The 21,306-nt window shown below is 61.0% G+C and carries 18 protein-coding genes; 13 read left to right on the plus strand and 5 right to left on the minus strand.

Annotation, left to right across the window (positions count from 1 at the left end; all coding sequences use genetic code 11):
- Nucleotides 1-27 precede the first annotated feature (27 nt).
- Nucleotides 28-315, plus strand: a complete 288-nt coding sequence (locus FYB76_RS12040; protein WP_154133784.1) for a hypothetical protein — start codon at nucleotides 28-30, stop codon at nucleotides 313-315.
- A gap of 34 nt (nucleotides 316-349) precedes the next feature.
- Complete coding sequence (locus FYB76_RS12045) at nucleotides 350-730, plus strand: helix-turn-helix domain-containing protein (protein WP_154133785.1); 381 nt, start codon at nucleotides 350-352, stop codon at nucleotides 728-730.
- Nucleotides 731-854: 124 nt separating this feature from the next.
- Here the strand turns inward: FYB76_RS12045 and FYB76_RS12050 are convergent, their stop codons facing one another.
- Nucleotides 855-2,177: a hemolysin family protein gene (locus FYB76_RS12050; protein ID WP_088755302.1), complete on the minus strand. Its 1,323-nt coding sequence runs from the start codon at nucleotides 2,175-2,177 to the stop codon at nucleotides 855-857.
- A gap of 431 nt (nucleotides 2,178-2,608) precedes the next feature.
- On the opposite strand from FYB76_RS12050, the gene FYB76_RS12055 reads away from it, so the two are divergent.
- Both FYB76_RS12055 and FYB76_RS12060 read left to right on the plus strand, forming a co-directional pair.
- Nucleotides 2,609-3,610, plus strand: coding sequence for a reverse transcriptase family protein (locus FYB76_RS12055; RefSeq protein WP_195724624.1), 1,002 nt, complete (start codon nucleotides 2,609-2,611; stop codon nucleotides 3,608-3,610).
- Nucleotides 3,607-5,130: an ATP-dependent endonuclease gene (locus FYB76_RS12060; RefSeq protein ID WP_154133787.1), complete on the plus strand. Its 1,524-nt coding sequence runs from the start codon at nucleotides 3,607-3,609 to the stop codon at nucleotides 5,128-5,130. Before FYB76_RS12055 ends, FYB76_RS12060 begins: the two co-directional genes overlap by 4 nt.
- A 40-nt stretch (nucleotides 5,131-5,170) precedes the next feature.
- On the opposite strand, the gene FYB76_RS12065 is transcribed toward FYB76_RS12060, so the two are convergent.
- Together FYB76_RS12065 and FYB76_RS12070 are read right to left on the minus strand one after the other, a co-directional pair.
- A complete protein-coding gene (locus tag FYB76_RS12065; protein ID WP_154133788.1) occupies nucleotides 5,171-6,172 on the minus strand; it encodes a zinc-binding alcohol dehydrogenase family protein in 1,002 nt (333 codons plus the stop codon).
- Nucleotides 6,173-6,308: 136 nt separating this feature from the next.
- Nucleotides 6,309-7,880: a PLP-dependent aminotransferase family protein gene (locus tag FYB76_RS12070; RefSeq protein WP_154133789.1), complete on the minus strand. Its 1,572-nt coding sequence runs from the start codon at nucleotides 7,878-7,880 to the stop codon at nucleotides 6,309-6,311.
- 135 nt (nucleotides 7,881-8,015) lie between these two features.
- Between FYB76_RS12070 and FYB76_RS12075 the strand changes: the two genes are divergently transcribed.
- The 9 genes from FYB76_RS12075 (at nucleotide 8,016) to FYB76_RS12115 (ending at nucleotide 18,211) form a co-directional block, all read left to right on the plus strand.
- Nucleotides 8,016-9,296 carry a 4-aminobutyrate--2-oxoglutarate transaminase gene (locus tag FYB76_RS12075; protein WP_088755305.1) on the plus strand — a complete coding sequence of 427 codons (1,281 nt, stop codon included), beginning with the start codon at nucleotides 8,016-8,018 and terminating at the stop codon, nucleotides 9,294-9,296.
- A 97-nt stretch (nucleotides 9,297-9,393) separates the two neighbouring features.
- Complete coding sequence (locus FYB76_RS12080) at nucleotides 9,394-10,518, plus strand: ABC transporter ATP-binding protein (RefSeq protein ID WP_195724631.1); 1,125 nt, start codon at nucleotides 9,394-9,396, stop codon at nucleotides 10,516-10,518.
- 168 nt (nucleotides 10,519-10,686) lie between these two features.
- Nucleotides 10,687-11,730: an ABC transporter substrate-binding protein gene (locus tag FYB76_RS12085; RefSeq protein WP_034341078.1), complete on the plus strand. Its 1,044-nt coding sequence runs from the start codon at nucleotides 10,687-10,689 to the stop codon at nucleotides 11,728-11,730.
- Between the two features lie 84 nt (nucleotides 11,731-11,814).
- Nucleotides 11,815-13,098: an ABC transporter permease gene (locus FYB76_RS12090; RefSeq protein WP_154133791.1), complete on the plus strand. Its 1,284-nt coding sequence runs from the start codon at nucleotides 11,815-11,817 to the stop codon at nucleotides 13,096-13,098.
- A 27-nt stretch (nucleotides 13,099-13,125) separates the two neighbouring features.
- The gene (locus FYB76_RS12095) at nucleotides 13,126-13,959 is read left to right on the plus strand and encodes an ABC transporter permease (RefSeq protein WP_034341087.1); all 834 of its coding nucleotides are present in this window, start codon (nucleotides 13,126-13,128) and stop codon (nucleotides 13,957-13,959) included.
- A 29-nt stretch (nucleotides 13,960-13,988) separates the two neighbouring features.
- Nucleotides 13,989-15,446, plus strand: coding sequence for an NADP-dependent succinate-semialdehyde dehydrogenase (gene gabD / locus FYB76_RS12100; protein ID WP_195724625.1), 1,458 nt, complete (start codon nucleotides 13,989-13,991; stop codon nucleotides 15,444-15,446).
- Nucleotides 15,447-15,721: 275 nt separating this feature from the next.
- A complete protein-coding gene (locus FYB76_RS12105) occupies nucleotides 15,722-15,997 on the plus strand; it encodes a hypothetical protein (RefSeq protein ID WP_154133792.1) in 276 nt (91 codons plus the stop codon).
- Nucleotides 15,994-17,298: a HipA domain-containing protein gene (locus FYB76_RS12110; RefSeq protein ID WP_154133793.1), complete on the plus strand. Its 1,305-nt coding sequence runs from the start codon at nucleotides 15,994-15,996 to the stop codon at nucleotides 17,296-17,298. The genes FYB76_RS12105 and FYB76_RS12110 overlap by 4 nt, the downstream gene beginning before the upstream one ends.
- A gap of 175 nt (nucleotides 17,299-17,473) precedes the next feature.
- On the plus strand, nucleotides 17,474-18,211 hold the full coding sequence (locus tag FYB76_RS12115) for a type 1 glutamine amidotransferase (RefSeq protein WP_154133794.1): 738 nt from the start codon (nucleotides 17,474-17,476) through the stop codon (nucleotides 18,209-18,211).
- Nucleotides 18,212-18,223: 12 nt separating this feature from the next.
- Here the strand turns inward: FYB76_RS12115 and FYB76_RS12120 are convergent, their stop codons facing one another.
- Nucleotides 18,224-19,114 (minus strand): LysR family transcriptional regulator, encoded by an 891-nt coding sequence (locus tag FYB76_RS12120; protein WP_154133795.1) that lies wholly within the window; start codon nucleotides 19,112-19,114, stop codon nucleotides 18,224-18,226.
- A 91-nt stretch (nucleotides 19,115-19,205) separates the two neighbouring features.
- Nucleotides 19,206-21,269, minus strand: a complete 2,064-nt coding sequence (locus tag FYB76_RS12125) for a pyridoxamine 5'-phosphate oxidase family protein (RefSeq protein WP_154133796.1) — start codon at nucleotides 21,267-21,269, stop codon at nucleotides 19,206-19,208.
- Between the last annotated feature and the right edge of the window lie 37 nt (nucleotides 21,270-21,306).

A 21,306-nucleotide genomic window follows, 5' to 3' on the forward strand; every position in this document is an offset into this window, starting at 1 on the left:
CAACAGAGAAAGGAAGGAGACCAATGTATGTCCCGAACAATAGGCGACGGCCGCAATTTCTGGCGGCCCGGCAACGAAGACCTCCCCATGCTGGTGGAACGCCTCTACGCCCAGCGGGAGGACCGCGCCTGGCTGAGCCTGCCGGAACATGTGGAAACCAAGCATGCCCTCCCCTCGCTGGAGCGGCAGGAAGCCGGCATCGCCCTGCCCCGGCTCACCGATAGCGACTACTGGAACAGCGCACTTCTGCTGCCGCCGGATTGGATCAATCCCTCATCGCTGCCAAAGGCATCCTCCCCGCCTCGCCACACATGACCCACACCCGCCCCCATCCTGAACCCGCACCATCATGGACTCACACAAAATCGCCATCGGCCAACGCCTGCGCATGATTCGCCTGAGAATGGGCATCAGCCAGAATCTCTTCGCCCGCGCCTTGAACACCGCGCCCAATCACATCTGCCAGATCGAACGCGGCCGCTGCGTTCCCGGCAGCAGGCTGCTGTGCCTCATGCGCGAGCAATTCGGCATCGACATCACCTGGCTGCTCAGCGGCCACAGCGCGAGCACCAGCAGCAGCCTGCTCAAGCGCGAAATCGCTGCGTTGGTGGCCGACTACGACCGCGCCGATGCCAACGGCAAAGCCTTCCTGATCTATACGGCGAGCTTCCTGGCCGAAGGCAAGGAACAAAAGCCAGGAACGATCCCCACAAAAAAAACAGGCAGGTGATGGCCTCTCGCCACCACCTGCCTGTTCGCATTCACTGACCTTGTCAACGGCTGGCCGGACAAACCAGCTTGCCTCGACCGATGCCACTGGCGAACTTCAAGAGACCGCCAGCCCCATCCGAGACTCACTCACGCGCGTCGCCACCCTTCGGGTAAACCTTCACCAACACGATCTTCGGCCCCGACATGCGCTTGATGACCACATCAAAGGCCGCGAACTCGATCTTCTGTCCTTCCTTGGGCAAGTCGCCCAGCTTCTCCATCACCAGGCCGCCGACCGAGTCGATGCTGTCGTCATACTCGATGTCGATGCCCAGCATGTGTTCCAGCGTCACGATGGGCAGGCTGCCCTTGCCCAGCAAGGTACCGTCGTCCTGACGGCTCCACTCGCCGGTGTTGTGGCGGAATTCGTCGCGGATCTCGCCCACCAGGAAGCTCAACATGTTGTCCAGCGTGATGAAGCCCTGCGGCGGCTGGCCCTTCTTGCCGATGATGGCAAAGTGCGGCATGCCGGTACGGAAGCGCCGCAGCAGGTCCAGTGCCGGCAAGGCCGGCGAGATGAACTGCACGGGACGCAGGTAATCCTTCAGGTTGCTGATGGCGCGGCCATCCTGCTGCGCCAGGAAAACATCCTTCAGGTGCACCAGGCCCAACACCTGCTGGCGCTCGGCATCGAAATAGGGATAGCGCGAATAGCGGTTGCGGTAAATGATGTCGAGGTTTTCTTCCAGGCTCTTGTCATCGCCCAGGGAGACGATCTCGCTGGCCGGACGCATGATGTCGGCCACGTCCAGTTCGGCAAAGTTCAGGCTCTGCGCCAGCACGTTCCACTCGTCGCGGGTGAACTTGCCACTCTTGCCGCTCTTGCCGCCTGCGCGCAGGATCAGCTTGAGTTCGTCCGAGGAATAATGCGCATCGTGGCCGTGGCCCGCACCCAGGCCGGCCACGCGCAGCAGCCAGTTGGAGCTGGCATTGAGCACCCAGATCAGCGGATACATGCCCCAATAGAAACCATACAGCGGCACGGCACACCACAGGCCCAGCTTCTCGGGGCTGCGGATGGCCATCGACTTGGGAGCCAGTTCACCGGCCACGATGTGCAGGAAGGAAATGACGAAGAAGGCGAATACGAACGACACGCCGTGAATCAGCTCCTGGTTGGTCACGCCAACCAGCGAGAAGAGCGGCTCCAGCAAGCGGGCGAAAGCGGGTTCACCGATCCAGCCCAGGCCCAGCGAGGCCAGGGTGATGCCCAATTGGCAGGCGGAGAGATAGGCGTCCAGCTGGTTGTGGACCACGGCCAGGATGCGGCCGCGCATGCCTTGTGTCTTTGCGATGGCCCGGATGCGCGTTTGACGCAACTTGACCAGACTGAATTCTGCTGCAACGAAAAAACCGTTCAACGCAACCAGGAAGAAGGCTGCGACGATCAGCAATATGTTTTCCAACGAGGGTTCCTATCGGGGTTGTCAAAGGGCCCGGACACCATGAGCCGGTCCGGACTGCGTAATTTACCACGGGTAGAAGCGGTTGCCGGCCTTATTGCAATAATGCAATTTTCATGGCACCCCACGCGAGCCAAATTTATCAAAAAGGACGAGACCGATCTAACACGTGACGCAAGCGTCTGCGAACGCCCAAAGAGCGGGATTACGGAAAATGCAGACGTTGCCAGAGGAGAAGGAGGATTTGCGAATCTACTATTGCGGGGCTTGAATATGATTCAAGCCCCGCAACCAAATTGGTAGAATCAGACGGCCTAGAGGTCAGCAGAATGACTGGAGCTACTCCTAGTCACTGACATGCCGCGATTATATCCCGGCTTTGAAAAACGATGCAATATTCCCCCGTTCTTTATGAACGTCAACACATACTGACCATGACTAAACAGCCTTTGCAGAAACTTTTTGACGCGATGTATCACGGCAAATATAGCTTCGAGGATTTTTTGCAAAGCCCGGTCGAGAAAAATTACGAGGTCATCGCACCGACAGAGCCGGGCGGGCGAAGATTATTCAAGCCTAAAGAAAATCTCAAGACCTATCATCGATTTCTGAATTTGTTCCTCTTTGAATTCTTACCAGTCAACGATAGAGTTGTCTTCTCCTATCGCAAAGGCTTCAGTGCATTACATGCGGTGCAAAAGCATGCCAAAAGCAAATTTTTCTATCAAACCGATATTCAGGCGTTCTTTGACTCGATTGATCGCGCTTTGACCGAAAAAGCCATTTTGTCCGGCCAGGCGAACTGCCCTATCTCCGACTTGGACATTCACCTCGACAGAATTGTGGACCTGGTGTGCATTGATAATTCTCTGCCCGTCGGCCTTCCTGCATCAGCACCGCTGAGCAACGCAGTCCTGCTGGACTTCGACAATGAGTTGGAACGCAGCTGTCTCGAACGGGAACTCTGCTACTCGAGGTACGCTGACGACATCATCATTTCCGGGCACCGGCAGGTTGATGTCCAAGAGATAGGACAATCAGTGCAAGAAAAATTACATCAGTTCTCATCAAAGAATTTCTCGATTCATGAAGGAAAGACCCGTTATTTCCACGTAGGAGGAAAGATAAAAATCCTTGGAATGACGATTCTTCCAAACGGGAAGATCAGCATCGATTCCAAGAAGAAAAAAGATCTTGAGGTGCTCCTGTTCTTCTACTTGAACGATAAGGAACGATTCAGAAAGATCGTGAATCAGGCTAAGAATCGCACGGAAACAAGTAGAGAATTAAGCGATGACGATTACGTTGCATATTTAAGCGGGACCATCAATCACGTAGACTCTATCGATCCGGACTATACGGACAAGCTTCGCCGAAAATTTGGCACGGCCACGATTGACGCACTCAAGCACAGCGGCTTTTCAAAAGAAAAATGAAACTGGCCATCTCGATTCGCAACGTACAGCACGTCAAATGTTTCGACTTCTCTTTCGATCTGAAGGACAAGTCGCTGCTGTGCATTACCGGAAAAAATGGTTCTGGAAAGACCACGTTATTCAAAGCCATCGGCAACCTCTTGAATGCCGATACATTTTCCAGAACCAGTGCCGCAAGAATCGTCAGCGAACACAGCACCATCCGCTACGAGATCGATGGAGAGCCCATCGCATTTACTTACAACAAAAAGCTCAAAGCACTCGATTCACGCACGACGCTACCGAGATCAATCAAAGAAAAATTATCAGTAGAGTTACCCATTCCTCATGGAGAGCGCTTTAATTTTTTCCAAAAGATCAGCGGCATTGACGAAGACCTGCGACGGCAGATCGTACTTCAGAAATATTCACATCCTGAAGAATTGATCAGCTTTCTCAAGGCCATCTATAACACGTCAAAGTTTGACAATCTTGTGGAGATCACAGTGAAAGATGTTCCTTATTATGTGATCCCCTACGACGGCGACTACTATCTCAGAGAAGACTACTTCAGCTCAGGCGAGTACTTCTTGATCAGCCTGTATCGCAGGATAAAGTCGGGCTACATGGCTATCTTCATCGACGAAATCGATATTTCCCTCGACGCAGCGGCACAAGTTCGCCTGGTCGAGTGGCTGAGAAAATTCAAGGAGAGATACCAGACCAAATTCATCTTCACTACCCATTCTCTCGCGATGATGCGGACCGTCTCTGATGAACTCTTCTACATGGAAGAACAGCCGGACGGCACCACGACAATTGAAAGACGATCCTACGGATTCGTGAAAAGTACGTTGTTCGGGTTCAACGGATGGGAAAAATACATATTGACCGAGGATGAGGTACTAAAAGCCTTTCTTGAACATCTGATCAATCAGCACTGCATACGACCGTTTTATCAATTCAAAATTATTTATGTCGGCGGGAGCAAGAATACGACTGACTTGATGCAGCGAAACAAGACTGAAAAATTCCTGACCGACGAATATAGAAACGTCATCGTTGTATTGGATGGTGATCAGAAGAAGACTGCCCTTTCCAAGAAAGAAAACGTATTCTTCATCCCGATGGAAAGCGTCGAGAAGGAGCTTCTGGCGAGGTGCCTTGCTGGTGAGTTTTGGGATACCAGAAAACTCCAAGTGCTGATTCCAGATCACAAGAGGATGGCCGCTTTCATGCGTGGAGAAAATGGCGAAAAGGGAGCTTCGTTCAAGAGCGCCCTTTACTCTCTCCTGCTGTTCATCAAAAAGAACAAGAATACCGAGTTGCGTCGAAAGCTGAGCGCAGCAAAAGGAGAACCCATCAAGGAACGGGATTTTTCAAATGCGGGAAAAAAGCTGTTCACGCATCTGACCCGGTACGAATACACTCAACAGCAAATCTTTGATTTTTTGATTGAGAAGAACCCGGAAGCGATTTCGTCGCTGCGACGAGCGATTGATCAATTTCTTGCTTCGCGCCACGGGTCCGACTCAAGATAAGTCATTGATCGGGCTCACTCTATGCAAAGCCGTCACGCAATCAGAAATTCTCCAGCACGATCTTCCCCTTGGCCTTGCCCGACTCCAGCAGCGCATGGGCGCGGCGCAGGTTCTCGGCGCTGATGCGGCCGTAATGCTCGCCCGTGGTAGTGCGCAGCATGCCTTCGTCGAGCAGTTGCGCCACCCGTTGCAGCAGCTCATGTTGACGGATCATGTCAGCGGTCTGGAACAGCGAGCGCGTAAACATCAATTCCCAATGCAGCGAAATGCTCTTGCGCTTGAGCGGCACCGCGTCCAGCGTGGCCGGATCGTCGATGAGGGCCAGCTGCCCTTGCGGCGCCAGTGCGTCGATGATCTGCGCATAGTGCTGGTCGGTATGGGTCAGGCTGATGACGATATCCACTTCCGGCAACCCCAGCTGCTCCAGCTGCGGCTTGAAGGGCTGGCTGTGGTCGATCACGTGATGCGCGCCCAGCTCGCTCACCCATTGCGCAGTTTCCTTGCGCGAGGCGGTGCCGATGACGGTCAGCTGCGTCAGCTTGCGCGCCAGCTGGGTCAGGATGGATCCCACGCCACCGGCGGCACCGATGATCAGCAAGCGCTTGCCCTGTCCCTCTCCCTCTTTCACACCGACGCGGTCGAACAGCAGTTCCCACGCAGTAATCGCGGTCAGGGGGATCGCCGCGGCATCAGCGTGGCCCAGGCTGGCGGGCTTGCGGCCGACGATGCGCTCATCCACCACGTGCAGTTCACTGTTGGCGCCGGGGCGATCGATGGCACCGGCGTAGAACACTTCGTCGCCCGGGGCAAAGAGCGTGACGCCCGCACCGACCGCACGTACCACGCCGCTCACATCCCAGCCCAGTACGCGGGCTTCGCTGGCGCTGGCGCGGATCTTGGTATCGACCGGATTGACGGAGATGGCGTTGACTTCGACCAGCAGGTCATGCTCGCCGGGAACCGGATCGGGCAAAATGGTCTCGGTCAGGGAGGCCGCATTGTCGATGGCCTGGGCTTGCGGGTTGGTGATGATGGCTTTCATGGCTAAATCCTTCACGTTGAAGATCAATGGATGCAGGCATCTTAGGACAGCGCCCGCCCGACAACCACTCCCGGACCCGCGAAAGAGTTTCTTCATACAAGCGAAAATCCGGCCCCATCCAGCACCGGTCGCGGCTTCAGGCCAGATGCGGCTTGATCACGGCAGCCAACTTGTCAAAGGCACGTGCGATCTCCTCATTGGGCACGCTCGCATAGCCCAGCAGCAGGCCGCGCCGCGCGCCGCGCGCATGCATGTAGTAACGCGACAGCGGCCGCACCACGATGCCGGCCGCCAGCGCCTCTTCGCAGATGAGCACGTCGTCGCATTCCTGCGGCAGGCCCAGCACCAGGTGCAAGCCGGCTTCGCCGCCGGTGATGGTCATCTTCTCGCCGAAGTGGCGATTGATGGACTGCTGCAGCAGTCGTAGCCGCTCGGCATAGAGCACGCGCATCTTGCGGATGTGCGAAGCAAAGTGGCCCTCGGCCATGAAGTCGGCCAGCGTGGCTTGCAGGAACACCTGGCCGTTGCGATAGAGCTCGGCGATGCCGGTGGCAAAGGCCTTGGCCAGTGACTCCGGCACCACCAGGAAGCCGATGCGCAATCCCGGGAACATGATCTTGCTGAAGGTGCCCATGTACAGCACCCGGTCCTGCGTATCCATGCCCTGCAGCGACGCCAGCGGACGGCCGCCGTAGCGGAACTCGCTGTCGTAGTCATCCTCGATGATCCACACCTTGTGGGTGGCCGCGTACTCCAGCAGCATGCGCCGCCGCGACAGGCTCATCACCATGCCCAGCGGGTACTGGTGCGAGGGCGTGGTGCAGATGAAGCGCGGCGGCCGGCGCAGGTTGGCCAGGCGCATGCGCATGCCTTCCTGGTCCACCGCAATCGGCACCGACTGGATGCCCAGCGAATTGAGCACGCTGCGTGTGCCCCAGTAGCACGGGTCTTCCACCCAGGCGGTATCGCCATGTTCGCCCAGCAGCTTGACCACGATGTCGATGGACTGATGAATGCCGGTGGTGATGAGCACCTGCGAGGGCGTGCAATTGACCGAGCGCGCCACCCGCAGGTACTCGGCGATCTGCTCGCGCAGGCCGGCATAACCGGCACCAGGCCCGTAGGTCAGCAGGTCCGAATTGGAACGGCGCCAATGCTTGTTCTGCAGGCGTCCCCAGATCTTGTGCGGCACGCAGGTCACGTCGGGCACGCCCGGCATGAAGGCCCCCCATTGGCGCTCGCCCACGCCGGCTTGGCGTGTGAGCAATGCGCCGCGCGCCGACAGTTCCGATTTGCCGGAAGGATCGGTCAGCGGCTCCTTGCGCTCCACCGCCTCGGGGATCTGGTCCGGCGCCGTATCGGCCACGAAGGTTCCGGCACCGGTGCGGCTCTCCAGATAACCCTCGGCCAGCAATTGTTCATAGGCATAGGTCACCGTATTGCGCGAGGTGCCCAGCTCCAGGGCCAGGTCGCGCGAGGACGGCAATTGCATTCCCGCCGGCAGCGTGTGGGCCAGGATGGCTTCACGGATCAACTGATAAATCTGGCGGTTGACGGGCATGCGCTCGCTGCCAGGCTTGGCGTTTTTGAGGGCCTTCGCTGCGCCGCTTTCGCGGCTGGCTGCCGCCTTGCCCTTGCCCGGCGCGGCCTTGGCGGGACTGCGATTGATGCGCAGCAGCAGATAGTCGGACAAGGAGGCGAGTTTCAAGTGGCACCATCAAATAATTGAAATTGGCTCTATATTACAGTGCCACTGGGGTTTTATATTGTTTCCCGATTCAGCAATTTCCTGCACATTTCCGCGCCCTGCGGCGCATTCAACGAAGCAAGATCGGAGCAAGCCATGACCAGCAAGGCCACCAACCAAGAGCTGCAACAACGAAAGAACGCCGCCACCCCGCGCGGTGTGGGAGTGATGTGCGACTTCTATGCCGAGCGCGCGTCGAACGCCGAACTGTGGGATGTGGAAGGCCGCCGCTTCATCGACTTCGCCGCCGGCATTGCGGTGCTCAACACCGGCCACCGCCATCCCAAGCTGCTCGACGCCATGCGCGCCCAGCTCGACAAGTTCACCCACACCGCCTACCAGATCGTGCCCTACGCCAGCTACGTGGAACTGGCCGAGCGCATCAATGCGGTGACGCCGGGCAACTATCCCAAGAAGACTGCCTTCTTCTCCACCGGCGCCGAAGCGGTCGAAAACGCCATCAAGATCGCCCGCGCCTACACCGGCCGTCCCGGCGTGATCGCCTTCGGCGGCGCTTTCCATGGCCGGACCATGATGGGCATGGCGCTCACCGGCAAGGTCGCGCCCTACAAGCTGGGCTTCGGTCCCTTCCCCGGCGAAGTGTTCCATGCGCCCTTCCCCAGCGCCTTGCACGGCATCACCACCGAGCAAGCGCTGGATGCGGTCAAAGCCCTCTTCAAGAATGACATCGAAGCCAAGCGCGTGGCCGCCATCATCCTGGAACCGGTACAGGGCGAAGGCGGTTTCTATGCCGCCCCGGCCGACTTCATGCGCGGGCTGCGCGCCATCTGTGACGAGCACGGCATCCTCTTGATCGCCGACGAAGTGCAGTCCGGTTATGGCCGTACCGGCAAATTGTTTGCGATGGAACATTACGATGTCCTGCCCGACCTGATTACCATGGCCAAGAGCCTGGCCGGCGGCATGCCGCTGTCGGCCGTCAACGGCCGCGCCGAGATCATGGACGCGCCCGCTCCCGGCGGCCTGGGCGGCACTTATGCCGGCAACCCGCTGGCCGTGGCGTCGGCGCTGGCGGTGCTGGAGGTGATGGAAGAAGAAAAGCTGCCGGCCCGTGGCCAGCGCCTGGGTGACAAGCTGCAGGAACACCTGAACGAATGGCGCTCGGCCGTGCCGCAGATCGCCGAAGTGCGCGGCGTGGGCGCGATGGTGGCGGTGGAGTTTGCCGATCCGGCCACCGGCAAGCCCGATGCCGAGTACACCAAGAAGGTCCAACAGCATGCGTTGAACAACGGCCTGCTGCTGCTGACCTGCGGCAGCTACGGCAACGTGATCCGCTTCTTGTTCCCGCTGACGATTCCCGATACCGTCATGGACGAGGCGCTGGGCATCCTGGCCAAGGCGATCAAGCTGGCCTGAGTCTTGCATTGCAAGGCAGCTTTCAGAACAGGGTAGACGGGCCGGACCAAGACTCCGGCCTGCGTAGAAGAGAGGATCGATGATGGCAGCTCATGCAATGAAGCAATCGGCGCAAGCACCCGCGCCGGCCGCCGCCAGCGGCACTGACGTGCTGGTGCAGTTCTGTGGCGTGAAGAAAACTTACGACGGCGAAAACCTGATCGTCAAGAACCTGGATCTCGACATTCGTCGCGGTGAATTCCTGACCCTGCTGGGTCCGTCGGGCTCCGGCAAGACCACCTGCCTGATGATGCTGGCCGGTTTCGAATTCCCGACCGGCGGCGAGATCCGCCTCGATGGCCAGCTGCTCAATCGCGTGCCGCCGCACAAGCGCAACATCGGCATGGTGTTCCAGAACTATGCGCTGTTCCCGCACATGACCATCGCGCAGAACGTGGCCTATCCGCTGTCGGTACGCAAGATGGATCGCGCCACCCGCGAAGCCAAGGTCAAGCAGGCGCTGGACATGGTGCAGATGGGCAAATTCGGCGACCGCTATCCGACCCAGCTCTCCGGCGGCCAGCAGCAGCGCGTGGCGCTGGCCCGCACGCTGGTGTTCGATCCGCAACTGGTGTTGATGGATGAACCGCTGGGCGCACTCGACAAGCAGTTGCGCGAACACATGCAGCTCGAACTGAAGGCCCTGCACAAGCGCCTGGGCGTGACCTTCGTCTACGTCACCCACGACCAGAGCGAAGCGCTCACCATGTCGGATCGCGTGGCCGTGTTCGACCAGGGCGTGATCCAGCAACTGGCCCCGGTCACCGAGCTGTACGAATATCCCGACAATCAATTCGTCGCCAACTTCATCGGCGACAACAACCGTCTCAAGGGCAGCGTGGAATCGGTACAGGGCGAACACTGTACGCTGCGCCTGGCCGATGGCACCGTGGTCACCGGCCTGAACGTGCATCGCGCCCATGCGGGACAAAGCATCACCGCCTGCGTACGCCCCGAACGCATCCGCCTGGCCGCAGGCGGCAGCGCCGAACCCAACAGCATCCGCGCCACCATCGCCGGGCTGATCTATTTTGGGGATCACGTGCGCGTGCGCTGCACGGTGACGGGGCAGGAAGACTGCTTCGTCAAGCTCTCCCTGTCCGACCCGGCACTGGCAGGACTGAGCGAAGGCAGCAGCGTGGTCCTGCATGTGGCGCAGGATCGCCTGCGCTGCTTCCTCTGATTTTTCCAACACTCCCGTTTACTTAGTTTTTGAGTTATTCCGTTTTTGTTCTTTAGTCGCACCTGATGGTCTGCAGTACCGCTCGATGAGTGAGGCAACTTAGATTGCCGCTCGGCTCTACCTTAGTTCAACACAGTCAACACGCACGATAACCAACGAGGAACAACAATGAAACGCCTGACACCCGCCCTGCTGTCCCCGCTCTTCCTGGGCCTGCTCTTTTCCGGCGCGGCCTCTGCCGCAGAACTGACCCTGGTCAACTTCGGCGGCGCCAACGGCAACGCCCAGAAGGTCGCTTACGTGGAGCCTTTCCAGAAGAGCACCGGCACCAAGGTCGTGACGGCTGAATTCAACGGCGAACTGGCCAAGGTCAAGGCCATGGTCGAGGCCAAGAAGGTCAGCTGGGACGTGGTGGAAATCGACGGCGGCGACCTGACCCGCGCCTGTGATGATGGCCTGATCGAAAAGCTCGACCTGGCCAAGACCATCAAGAAGGATGACTACATCCCCGAAGCGACGGTGAGCGAATGCGGCATGGGTGCTTTCGTCTGGTCCACCGTGCTGGCCTACAACGCCGACAAGCTCAAGACCGCACCGACCGGCTGGGCCGATTTCTGGGACACCAAGAAGTATCCCGGCAAGCGCGGCATGAAGAAGAGCGCGCAGTACAACCTGGAGTTCGCGCTCATGGCCGATGGCGTGCCGACCAAGGATGTCTACAAGGTCCTGGCCACCAAGGAAGGTGTGGATCGCGCCTTCAAGAAGCTGGATCAATTGAAACCCAACATCCAGTGGTGGGATGCCGGTGCCCTGCCGGCGCAGTTCCTGGCCTCGGGTGACGTGGTCATGGCCAACGCCTACAACGGCCGCATCGATGCCGCCCAGCGCGAAGGCAAGAACCTGAAGGTGGTGTGGGCCGGCAGCGTCTACACCCTGGATTACTGGGTGATCCCGAAGGGTTCGCCGAACAAGGCACTGGCCGAGAAGTTCATCAACTTCGTCAGCCAGCCGGAAAATCAGAAGGTCTACGCCAACAACATCGCCTACGGCCCGGTCAACAAGGGTGCCTTGAAGATGCTGGATGCCAAGACCCTGGGCAACCTGCCGACCTCGCCGGCCAATGCCAAGGATGCGGTGCAGCTGAGCCTGCAGTTCTGGACCGACCACGGTGAAGAGCTGGAGCAGCGCTTCGCTGCCTGGATCGCCAAGTAAGCCTGCACGCCGTACTGACAGCGATCCCGCCCCCGACAGGCGGGATCGCTGCCTTCAATTCCGCTGCCACCGGACACCCGAGACATGACCACCATCGCCACCCGCTCCGCCGCCGCCATGCCCCTGGCCGAACCTGATCCGCAGCAACTCAAGCGCGAACTGCGCGCCGCCCAGACCCGCAAGCGCCTGGGTGCGCTGGCCCTGATCGCGCCGCTGGCGATCTTCCTGCTGCTGACCTTCGTGGCCCCCATCGTGGCCCTCCTGCAGCGCGCCATCGAAAATCCGGAAGTGGCCACCACCCTGCCGCAGACCGTGGCGGTGCTCTCGAAGTGGGATCGCAAGTCGGCCCTGCCGGACCAGGCCTTTTCAGCGCTGGCGGAAGACCTGGCCCGTGCCAAGGAAGACACGACTGCCGGCAACCTGGCACGCCGTCTCAATATCGAATTGTCCGGTGCGCGCTCGCTGGTGATGGGCACGGCGCGTGCCATGCCGCTGCGCGATGCCGATGGCAAGGCCCTGAGCCCCGCCGCCGCGCGCGAGGCCATCATCGCCCTCAATGCACAATGGGGCCAGCCGGAGGTGTGGCGCGTGATCGCCCAGAACGGCTCGGTCTATTCGCCCTACTATCTGCTGGCATCGCTGGACCTGCGCCAGAACGTCTTCGGCGACATCGAAGCGGCCGCCCCTGAATCGGCGATCTACCGCACCATCTTCGGCCGCACGCTGTGGATGAGCGCAGTGGTCACCCTCATCGCGCTGCTGCTGGCCTATCCGCTGGCCTACTGGCTTTCCACCATGCCGGAGCGCCGCGCCAACCTGTTGATGATCCTGGTACTGATTCCTTTCTGGACCTCGATCCTGGTGCGCGTGGCCGCATGGATCGTGCTGCTGCAATCCGAAGGCCTGGTCAACAAGGCGCTGATGCTGGCCGGTCTCACGCAGTCGCCGCTGGAGCTGGTCTTCAATCGCGTCGGTGTCTACATCTCGATGACGCACATCCTCCTGCCCTTCATGATCCTGCCGCTTTACAGCGTCATGAAATCGGTGCCGCCGACCTACCTGAAGGCTGCCGTGTCGCTGGGCAGCCATCCCTTTGCGGCCTTCTGGCGCGTGTATGTGCCGCAGACTTATCCGGGCATCGGTGCAGGCGTGCTGCTGGTCTTCATCATGGCCGGCGGCTACTACATCACCCCGGCGCTCTTGGGCGGACCGAACGAACAGATGGTGAGCTACTTCATCGCCTACTTCATCAACACCACCATCAACTGGGGCATGGCCTGCGCCCTGGGTGCCCTGCTGCTGGCGGCGACCCTGGTGCTGTATGGCGTCTACCGCCGCTTTGCCAAGGTCGATGTGGGCATCAGCTGAGCCATTGAAGAATCCAAGGAGTACGCCATGAACAAACCGCCCCTCTTCCCGCCCTACACCTCGCTGGTGGAACGCGCCTGGTTCTTTGCCTCGCGCGGCTTCAACCTGCTGGTGCTGCTGTTCCTGCTCTCGCCCATCCTGGTGATGATCCCGCTGTCGTTCTCCGACAGCAGTTTCCTGATGTATCCCATCAAGGGCTTCTCGCTGCGCTGGTACGAGAACCTGTTCAGTTCCGACGAATGGGTGCGAGCCGCCAAGAACAGTTTCATCGTGGCTCCAGCCGCGACCGTCATCGCCACCGTACTGGGCACGCTGGCGGCGGTCGGCCTGAACAAGTCGGACTTTCGCGGCAAGGGTATCCTGATGGCAATCCTGATCTCGCCCATGATCGTGCCGGTGGTGGTGGTGGGTGTGGGTGTCTACCTGTTCTTTGCGCGTATCGGTCTCTCCGACAGCTATCTCGGCCTGATCCTGGCGCATGCCGCACTGGGTGCGCCCTTCGTGGTCACGACGGTACTGGCCACACTGCAGGGCTTCAACCACAACCTGGTGCGCGCCAGCCTGAGCCTGGGGGCCAGTCCGCTGCGCACTTTCTTCCGCATCACCTTGCCGGTGATTGCGCCGGGCCTGATCTCGGGGGCTTTGTTCGCTTTTGCAACTTCTTTCGACGAAGTGGTTCTGACCTTGTTCGTGGCCGGGCCTGAGCAAGCCACCTTGCCGCGCCAGATGTTTGCCGGCATCAAGGACAACATCAGCCCGACCATCGCCGCCCTGGCGACGATCCTGATTCTGTTTTCGACCTGCCTGCTGCTGGCCCTGGAATGGCTGCGCGGGCGCAACAAGGCGGCCGCGCGCTTCTGAGCCGGCCCCTTCTTTTACGGAGAACCGACATGCTGCAACAACTCAAAGATCCTTCCCTGCTGCGCCAGCAGGCTTACCTCAACGGCCAGTGGTGCGATGCCGACCAAGGTGGCAAGCATGAGGTCCACAATCCGGCCAACGGCAGCCTGCTGGGCAGCGTGCCCATGATGGGCGCGGCCGAAACCCGCCGCGCCATCGAAGCCGCCAACGCCGCCTGGCCGGCGTGGAAGAAGAAAACCGCCAAGGAACGCAGCGTCATCCTGCGCCGCTGGTATGAGCTGATGATGGCCAATGCCGACGACCTGGCGCTGATCATGACGGCCGAGCAAGGCAAGCCGCTGGCCGAGGCCAAGGGCGAGATTGGCTACGCCGCTTCGTTCATCGAGTGGTTTGCCGAAGAAGGCAAGCGCACCTATGGCGATACCATTCCGTCGCCCTCGCCGTCGAATCGCATCGTGGTCATCAAGGAAGCCATCGGCGTGTGCGCTGCGATCACGCCGTGGAATTTCCCTGCTGCAATGATTACCCGCAAGGCCGGTCCCGCACTGGCCGCCGGCTGCCCGATGGTCTTGAAGCCCGCGGAAGCCACCCCCTTCTCGGCACTGGCCCTGGCGGTGCTGGCCGAGCGCGCGGGCATTCCGGCCGGGGTGTTCAGCGTGGTCACCGGCAGCGCCAAGGACATCGGCGGCGAGATGACCTCCAACCCCATCGTGCGCAAGATCAGCTTCACTGGCTCCACCGGCGTGGGCAAGCTGCTGATGGAACAGAGTGCATCGAGCATCAAGAAGCTCTCGCTGGAACTGGGTGGCAATGCGCCCTTCATCGTCTTTGACGATGCCGACCTGGACGCTGCGGTGGAAGGAGCGATTGCCTCCAAGTACCGCAATGCCGGCCAGACCTGCGTCTGCGCCAATCGGATTTACGTGCAGGATGGGGTGTATGACGCCTTCGCTGCCAAGCTGGTGGAAGCGGTCAAGAAACTGAAGGTCGGCGATGGCATGGAGAACGGCGTGACGCAAGGTCCGCTGATCAACGAGCAGGCCGTCAAGAAGGTGGAGCAGCACATTGCCGATGCGGTCAGCAAGGGCGCCCGCGTGCTGCTGGGCGGCAAGCGTCATGCGCTGGGCCACAGCTTCTTCGAACCCACCGTGCTGGCCGATGTGACGCCGGCCATGCAGGTGGCCCGCGAAGAGACCTTTGGTCCGATGGCACCGCTGTTCCGTTTCAAGACCGATGACGAAGCGGTGGCGCTGGCTAACGATACCGAATTCGGGCTGGCCAGCTATTTCTACTCACGCGATATCGGCCGCATCTGGCGTGTGGCAGAAGGGCTGGAGTCGGGCATGGTGGGGATCAATACCGGGCTCATCTCCAATGAAGTCGCGCCGTTTGGCGGGGTCAAGCAGTCGGGATTGGGGCGTGAAGGGTCGCACTTCGGGATTGATGATTATCTGGTGGTGAAGTATTTGTGCATGGGGGGGATTTGAGCTGTCCGATGGCTTAACACATTCACTGACCCGAGCCGGTAATTCTGCATGACCGGCTGCAAGCCGCCGCGCCGCTGTGACTGCAGCCGCGCGGCGTTTTTGTTTCTGGCCAGCGTGCGGATATTCGGGAAACTCGCCCAACACTAAAGAGCAATATTACTTTTTTAAAGACAATGTGCCCGCTTCAGAAAATAAAAGAGTGATTTCACACTTTTAACTTGACCGCCAGATGTAAATTGCAATAATAGAGCAATATCACACGCTTAGGACGCACCATGAAAGTCACCTCGCCGCAAGAACTGGGCAACGTACTGCGCGCAGTGCGGGTAGGCCTCAACGTGCCTTTGGCCGATCTGGCTGAGACATTGAATACATCACAAACCTTGTTGCGACGGCAGGAGCAGGGCGAGGCGACGGTAGCCGTAGAAAAGCTTTTTTCAGCCATGCGAGAACTGGGCATTGAACTGCACCTCTCACTGCCACCCGCCCTCAATGAACGCGCCATTGCTGCCTCAGCGCAGGATGGCAAGCGCAGGCGGGCACGCCCATGAACCGGCAGCTCGACGTCTTCATTGATGAAAAGCCGGTGGGCCAGCTTTTCGAGAACACGGGCGTGTGGTCCTTCCGGTATGCGCAGGACTGGATCAGCACCGGGCACGAACTCTCTCCCGGAATTCCGCTGACAGCCGGGCTGCATCAGGACGAAGGCACGATGCGTCCGGTGCAATGGTTCTTCGACAATCTGCTGCCCGAAGAAGGCGCGCGGCTGGAATTGATGGCCTTCATGAGGAAGGATGCCGCGCAGACGATCGACGCCTGGTCCATGCTGGAATACTTCGGTGCCGAATCTGCCGGCGCGATCACCTTGCTGGCACCAGGCGCGACATTGCCGCCCTCGACACTGGTGCCGCTATCACACGAAGAGTTGGAAACGCGCATCCGTGCCATGCCGCGACAACCGCTCTCGGCGACTGCACCGAAGAAAATGTCACTGGCCGGTGCCCAGCAGAAGATCGCCGTAGTGCTGCAGGACGGCCAACTTTTCGAACCGACCGGCAGCCTGGCATCGACCCATATCCTCAAGCCCGATGTACTGAGCGCCCACTATCCAAGCAGCGCGGTCAACGAATGGTTCTGTGCGCGGCTGGCGCAAGGACTGGGCTTGACGGTGCCGAAAGTTGAGCTGCGCTACGTCCCTTCAGCCGTGTACATCGTGGAGCGCTTCGACCGCAGCATCGAGGCGAACCGGGTACGCCGCCTGCACACACTGGATGCGGCCCAAGTCCTGTCGCTGTCGGCCGCAGCCAAATACGCACATTCCGGTATAAGGGCACTGCTCGATATCCTGGAGAAATGCCGCACTCCGGCGACCGCTCGTACCGCATTGTTTCGGTGGACGCTCTTCAACATCCTGATCGGCAACAGCGATGCACACTTGAAGAATCTCTCGCTGTATGCCGGCACCGACGGCTACGAACTGGCCCCGCATTACGATCTGCTCAGTATCGGCGCATGGGCACGGCCGGAACTGCTAGGGCCGGGTGAAGCATGCTGGCCAGACATTCCGATGTCTTTCCCCGTGGGAGAAGCACGCCATTACCACGAGCTCACGCTTGCGCACTTGCAGACGTTCGCGCGGCAACTTGGCATGGGCAACATCAGCTTCCGGCGCGAAGTCTCGCGGATGATCGATCAGGTCGAAGCCGCCTCGCTGGCATTGCTGGAAGAATTCGCCGCCCGCAGCGATGTTCCGGCACATCTTCGGGCGTCTCAGTTGCGCATGCTCGGCAGCATTCATCATCTGGCCATCAAGACCATGGCCGGGCGACTCGGGGTGGCGTCGCGCGCGTAATTGTGGCTTGGGGTGTGACGTCCAATCTGCCACCAAGCATCTGCAAGTGGCCGGGATGTCAGCGGCTTTACAGGATGTTTACGTCTCCACTCAAAAATACAACCCGCCGTTTACGCCCCCCATCCTACATTGACGTCTCCTCCACTACGGACCGGCCCAAGCCCGTCCCCCGTTCATGAGACCGATCGCCATCCTCCAGCATGAAAGCACGCAGGGTCCCGGTGTCCTGCTCGATCATCTGCAACAATACGCCCTACCCTATCGCCTGTTCCATCCCGCCGCAGAAGGCGATGCCCCGCGCGATGCCAGCCAGTTTTCCGGCATCGTCACGCTGGGCAGCGACCGCAGCGTCAATGAAGACCTGCCCTGGATCCACGCCGAACACGCTCTCCTGCAAGATGCCCTGGCCCGCGACGTTCCGGTGCTGGGCCACTGCTTCGGTGCCCAATTGCTGGCCCGCGCCATGGGCGCGCAGGTCAGCCGCAACCTCTGCGCCAACATCGGCTGGAGCCCGGTCTGGGTCACGCCGCCCGCGCAGCAGCACATGGGACTGGCGCGCCAGGTCACCCTCTTCAACTGGCATTACGACACCTTTGAAATTCCCGTCGGCGCCGTGCGCACCATGTATGGCAGCCACTGCCTCAACAAGGGATTCATGCGCGGCAGGCAATGGGGGTTCCAGGGCCATCTCGAAGTGACCGAAGAGAGCGTGCGCAGCTGGTGTGCCGCGGGTCGCGGCGAACTGCTGCGTGCATGCGGCCCGGCTGCACAGAGCCAAACACAGATCCTTGACCAGTTGCCGGAGCGCATCGCCGCCCTGCGCCTGGTCGCCGACCAGGCCTACGCGGCCTGGACACGCCAGCTGGACCGCCCCCTGCGCATTTCAGTGCGGGCACCCGCGTACTACGGATGAGCCCGGCAGCGCTCAGAGGAATGCAGGATGCGCCCGCAAGCGGCTCACGGCCAGGTCGATGAAGGCGCGCACCTTGGCTGGCGAGCGCCGTCCTTCCGGATAGAGCACGTGGATAGGCAGGGGCGGCTCTTCGAACTCGCGCATGACCCGCTGCAGGCGCCCGGCCTGCAAGTCGGCTGCCACCTGGTAGGCCAGCACGCGCGTCAAGCCCCAGCCCTGGCGGGCAGTGCTGATGGCGGCTTCATTGGTATTGGTCTGCAGGATTGCATCGACCACCACGCGCTGGCCGTCGGCAAAGCGCCATTCCGGCGAAGCCCAGGCGCTGGTGGACGTGACGATGCGATGCTGCTTCAGATCGGCGGGCGAGGTCGGCGTGCCATGCTGGCGCAGATAGTCGGGTGAGGCACAGATCACGCGGCTGACCGAACCGACCTGGATGGCCGTGAATCCCGAATCCGGCAGATGGCCGATGCGCACCGCCACATCCATCCCCTCTTCCACGATGTTGACCGGGCGATCCACGAAGAACGTGCGCGCCCGCATGCCCGGATAGAGATCGAGATATTCCGTGACGATGGGCAGCACATGCAACTGCCCGAACAGCAGGGCCGCCGTCACCGACAGCGTGCCCGAGGGCTGGTCGTAATGACCGGCCGCGGCCGCTTCGGCTTCGGCGATTTCGGCCAGGATGCGGCGGCAGTCTTCCAGATAGCGGGCCCCGGCTTCGGTGGTCTTGACCGAGCGCGTGGTGCGCACCAGCAGCCGCGCACCGACCAGTTCTTCCAAGCCCGCCACGGTGCGGGTGATCACCGGCGCACTCAACTGCATCTGCCGCGCCGCCTTGGCAAAACTGGCGGTCTCGGCCACTTGCACGAAGATTCGCATTGCCAGCCATCGGTCCATGTGCCTTCCTTGCCTGCCTGTCGGAGAAGGTCGCATTATGCCCTCTTCAGCGGCATCCGGAGCGGGACTTGCCAAAACCTTCATCTCGCCCTCACAGCGCCAGCTCCAGGCGCTGCGCATCCGTGCCAGATGGCTTGGCCGGACGCGCACAGCACAGCAACACCTCGCCTTCGCCCACGCTGGCCTGCGGCGGCTTGAGGTAAGTCACCTCGCCGGCCAGCAAATGGGTGCGGCAAGTACCGCAGTGGCCTTCGCGGCAACTGAACTCGGGCGAGAGGCCGCGTGCTTCGGCCAGCTCCAGCAAGCTGCCGGAATCAGGTGTCCAGCGGGCTTCCTTGCGGCTTTCCATGAAGATCACGGGCACGGCCGTGTCCGCCACCGGTGCCAGCGGCACGGCCGCCGTGACGGTGTTTCCCGTGCGGGTGAGCGAGGCCGGACCAAAGGCTTCGGCATGGATGCGCTCGTCATCGATGCCGAATCCGCGCAAGCCATCGTAGAGCCCCTGCATGAAGCCGCCCGGACCGCACAGGTAAAACTCGTAATCGCCAAACGGCAGGCTGCGCGAGAGCAGGTTCATGTCGATACGGCCGGCGGTGTCAAACGCCTCGCCCTCGCGGGCGTCGGTGGTGTCACTGAGCACGCGTACAAGCCTGATTGCACCCCGTGAGGCCGCCACCAGCTCGGCCAGCTCAGTGTCGAAAGCGCGCTCGCCCAGCGTACGGGCGGCATAAAACAAGATGGCCGGGCGCATGCGCTGGCGGCGCAGTCCTTCCTGGACGAGGTGGCGCAGCATGGCCATCATCGGCGTAATGCCCACGCCTGCGGCCAGCAGCACTACCGGCCGGTCCGAGGCGGTATCGAGGATGAAGTCGCCCGCCGGGGCGCGCGCCTCGATGCGGTCGCCCTCGCGCAGCTGCGCATGCAGGTACTGCGACACCACGCCCTCGCGCTTGACGCTGATGCGGTAGTGCCCCTCGTGCGGCGCCGAGGACAAGGTGTAGGTGCGGATCAACGGCGCGGTCCCGGCCTCGGTCTGCACCCGGATCGGCAGGTGCTGGCCCGGCAGCGCCGGCAGCAGCCCGGCACCATCGTCGGCCACCAGGTGGAAGGAACGGATGGTGTCGCTTTCCTGCACGATGCGCGCCACCTTCAGGCTGCGCCACTGGCCCGCCAGGGCCTGGGCGCGCAGGCGCTCGGCGGCTTGCTGCCAGTCGCCCGTCATGACCGCGTACGGCGAAAAGGCGTGCTCCTGGAACGCCCAGCGCAAGGCCAGTGCTGCAGGACGGCGCACGATACGCTGCGGGCGGAAAGTCCACAGGCGCTCGGCGCCCTCGAAGGCGGCGATCTCGGGGGAATCGAGGATCACCTCGGCCTGCCCGGTCATCTGCAAGACATCGCCCGAGGCATAGTCCACAAAGAGCAAACCCGCACGGCCATTGAGCACGATGTTGCCCAGGGTGGAAAAGAACAGGTTGCCGTTGAAGTCCGGCACGGTCAGCACGCCCTCCTCATCAACCCGGACGAACCCCGGCTTGCCGCCCCGATGCGAGACATCCACTTGGCGCCGTCCTTCCAGGTCGGCATAGGTGGCCACGAAGAAGGCATCGGCACCGGCGATCAAGGCACGGGCTGCTTCGTCCAGCGTGGCCAGCATCTCGACCTGGTCGGTGCGCGCCTCGCCCGGCTCGCGGGCGAAGGAATAGTCGCGCAGCTGGATGTAGCGCGGGCAATTGCCGAAGCTCTGGTCCACCTGCACGCGCCATCCGTCGGCCAGCGGCGCGAGCACGCCATTCATCCGGTTGCGGCGCCGCGTGTGCATCTCGATGCCCAGCAGGCCGACCGGCGCGCCTGCGGCCATGCCGGCGGCGGCCGGGTCGCCGGCGGCGGGACGGGCGTGCATGTCCAGCTGGGTCGGCGCAGGCGAGGCCAGGAAACCGGGATGGCCTTCGAGGAAGGTGGCCCATGCATCGCCCGACGCATCGACGCTGCCCACTACGATGAAGGGCAGCTGGCCGTAGAAATCACGGTGCTGCTCGGGCATGAAGTCGCGGACCACGCGCTGCCCCACGGACTCCATCTTGTCGGCCACGCCGAGTTGCGCTTGCAGTTGTTTCTCACCGGCATGCCAGGTCGGTAGCTTGGGGAAAGTGCTCATGACGGACCTCTCGAAAAGACAGTGCAGGCAATCGCCG

It is taken from the genome of Herbaspirillum sp. CAH-3 (assembly GCF_009668275.1).
Taxonomy (GTDB): Bacteria; Pseudomonadota; Gammaproteobacteria; order Burkholderiales; family Burkholderiaceae_D; genus Herbaspirillum; species Herbaspirillum aquaticum.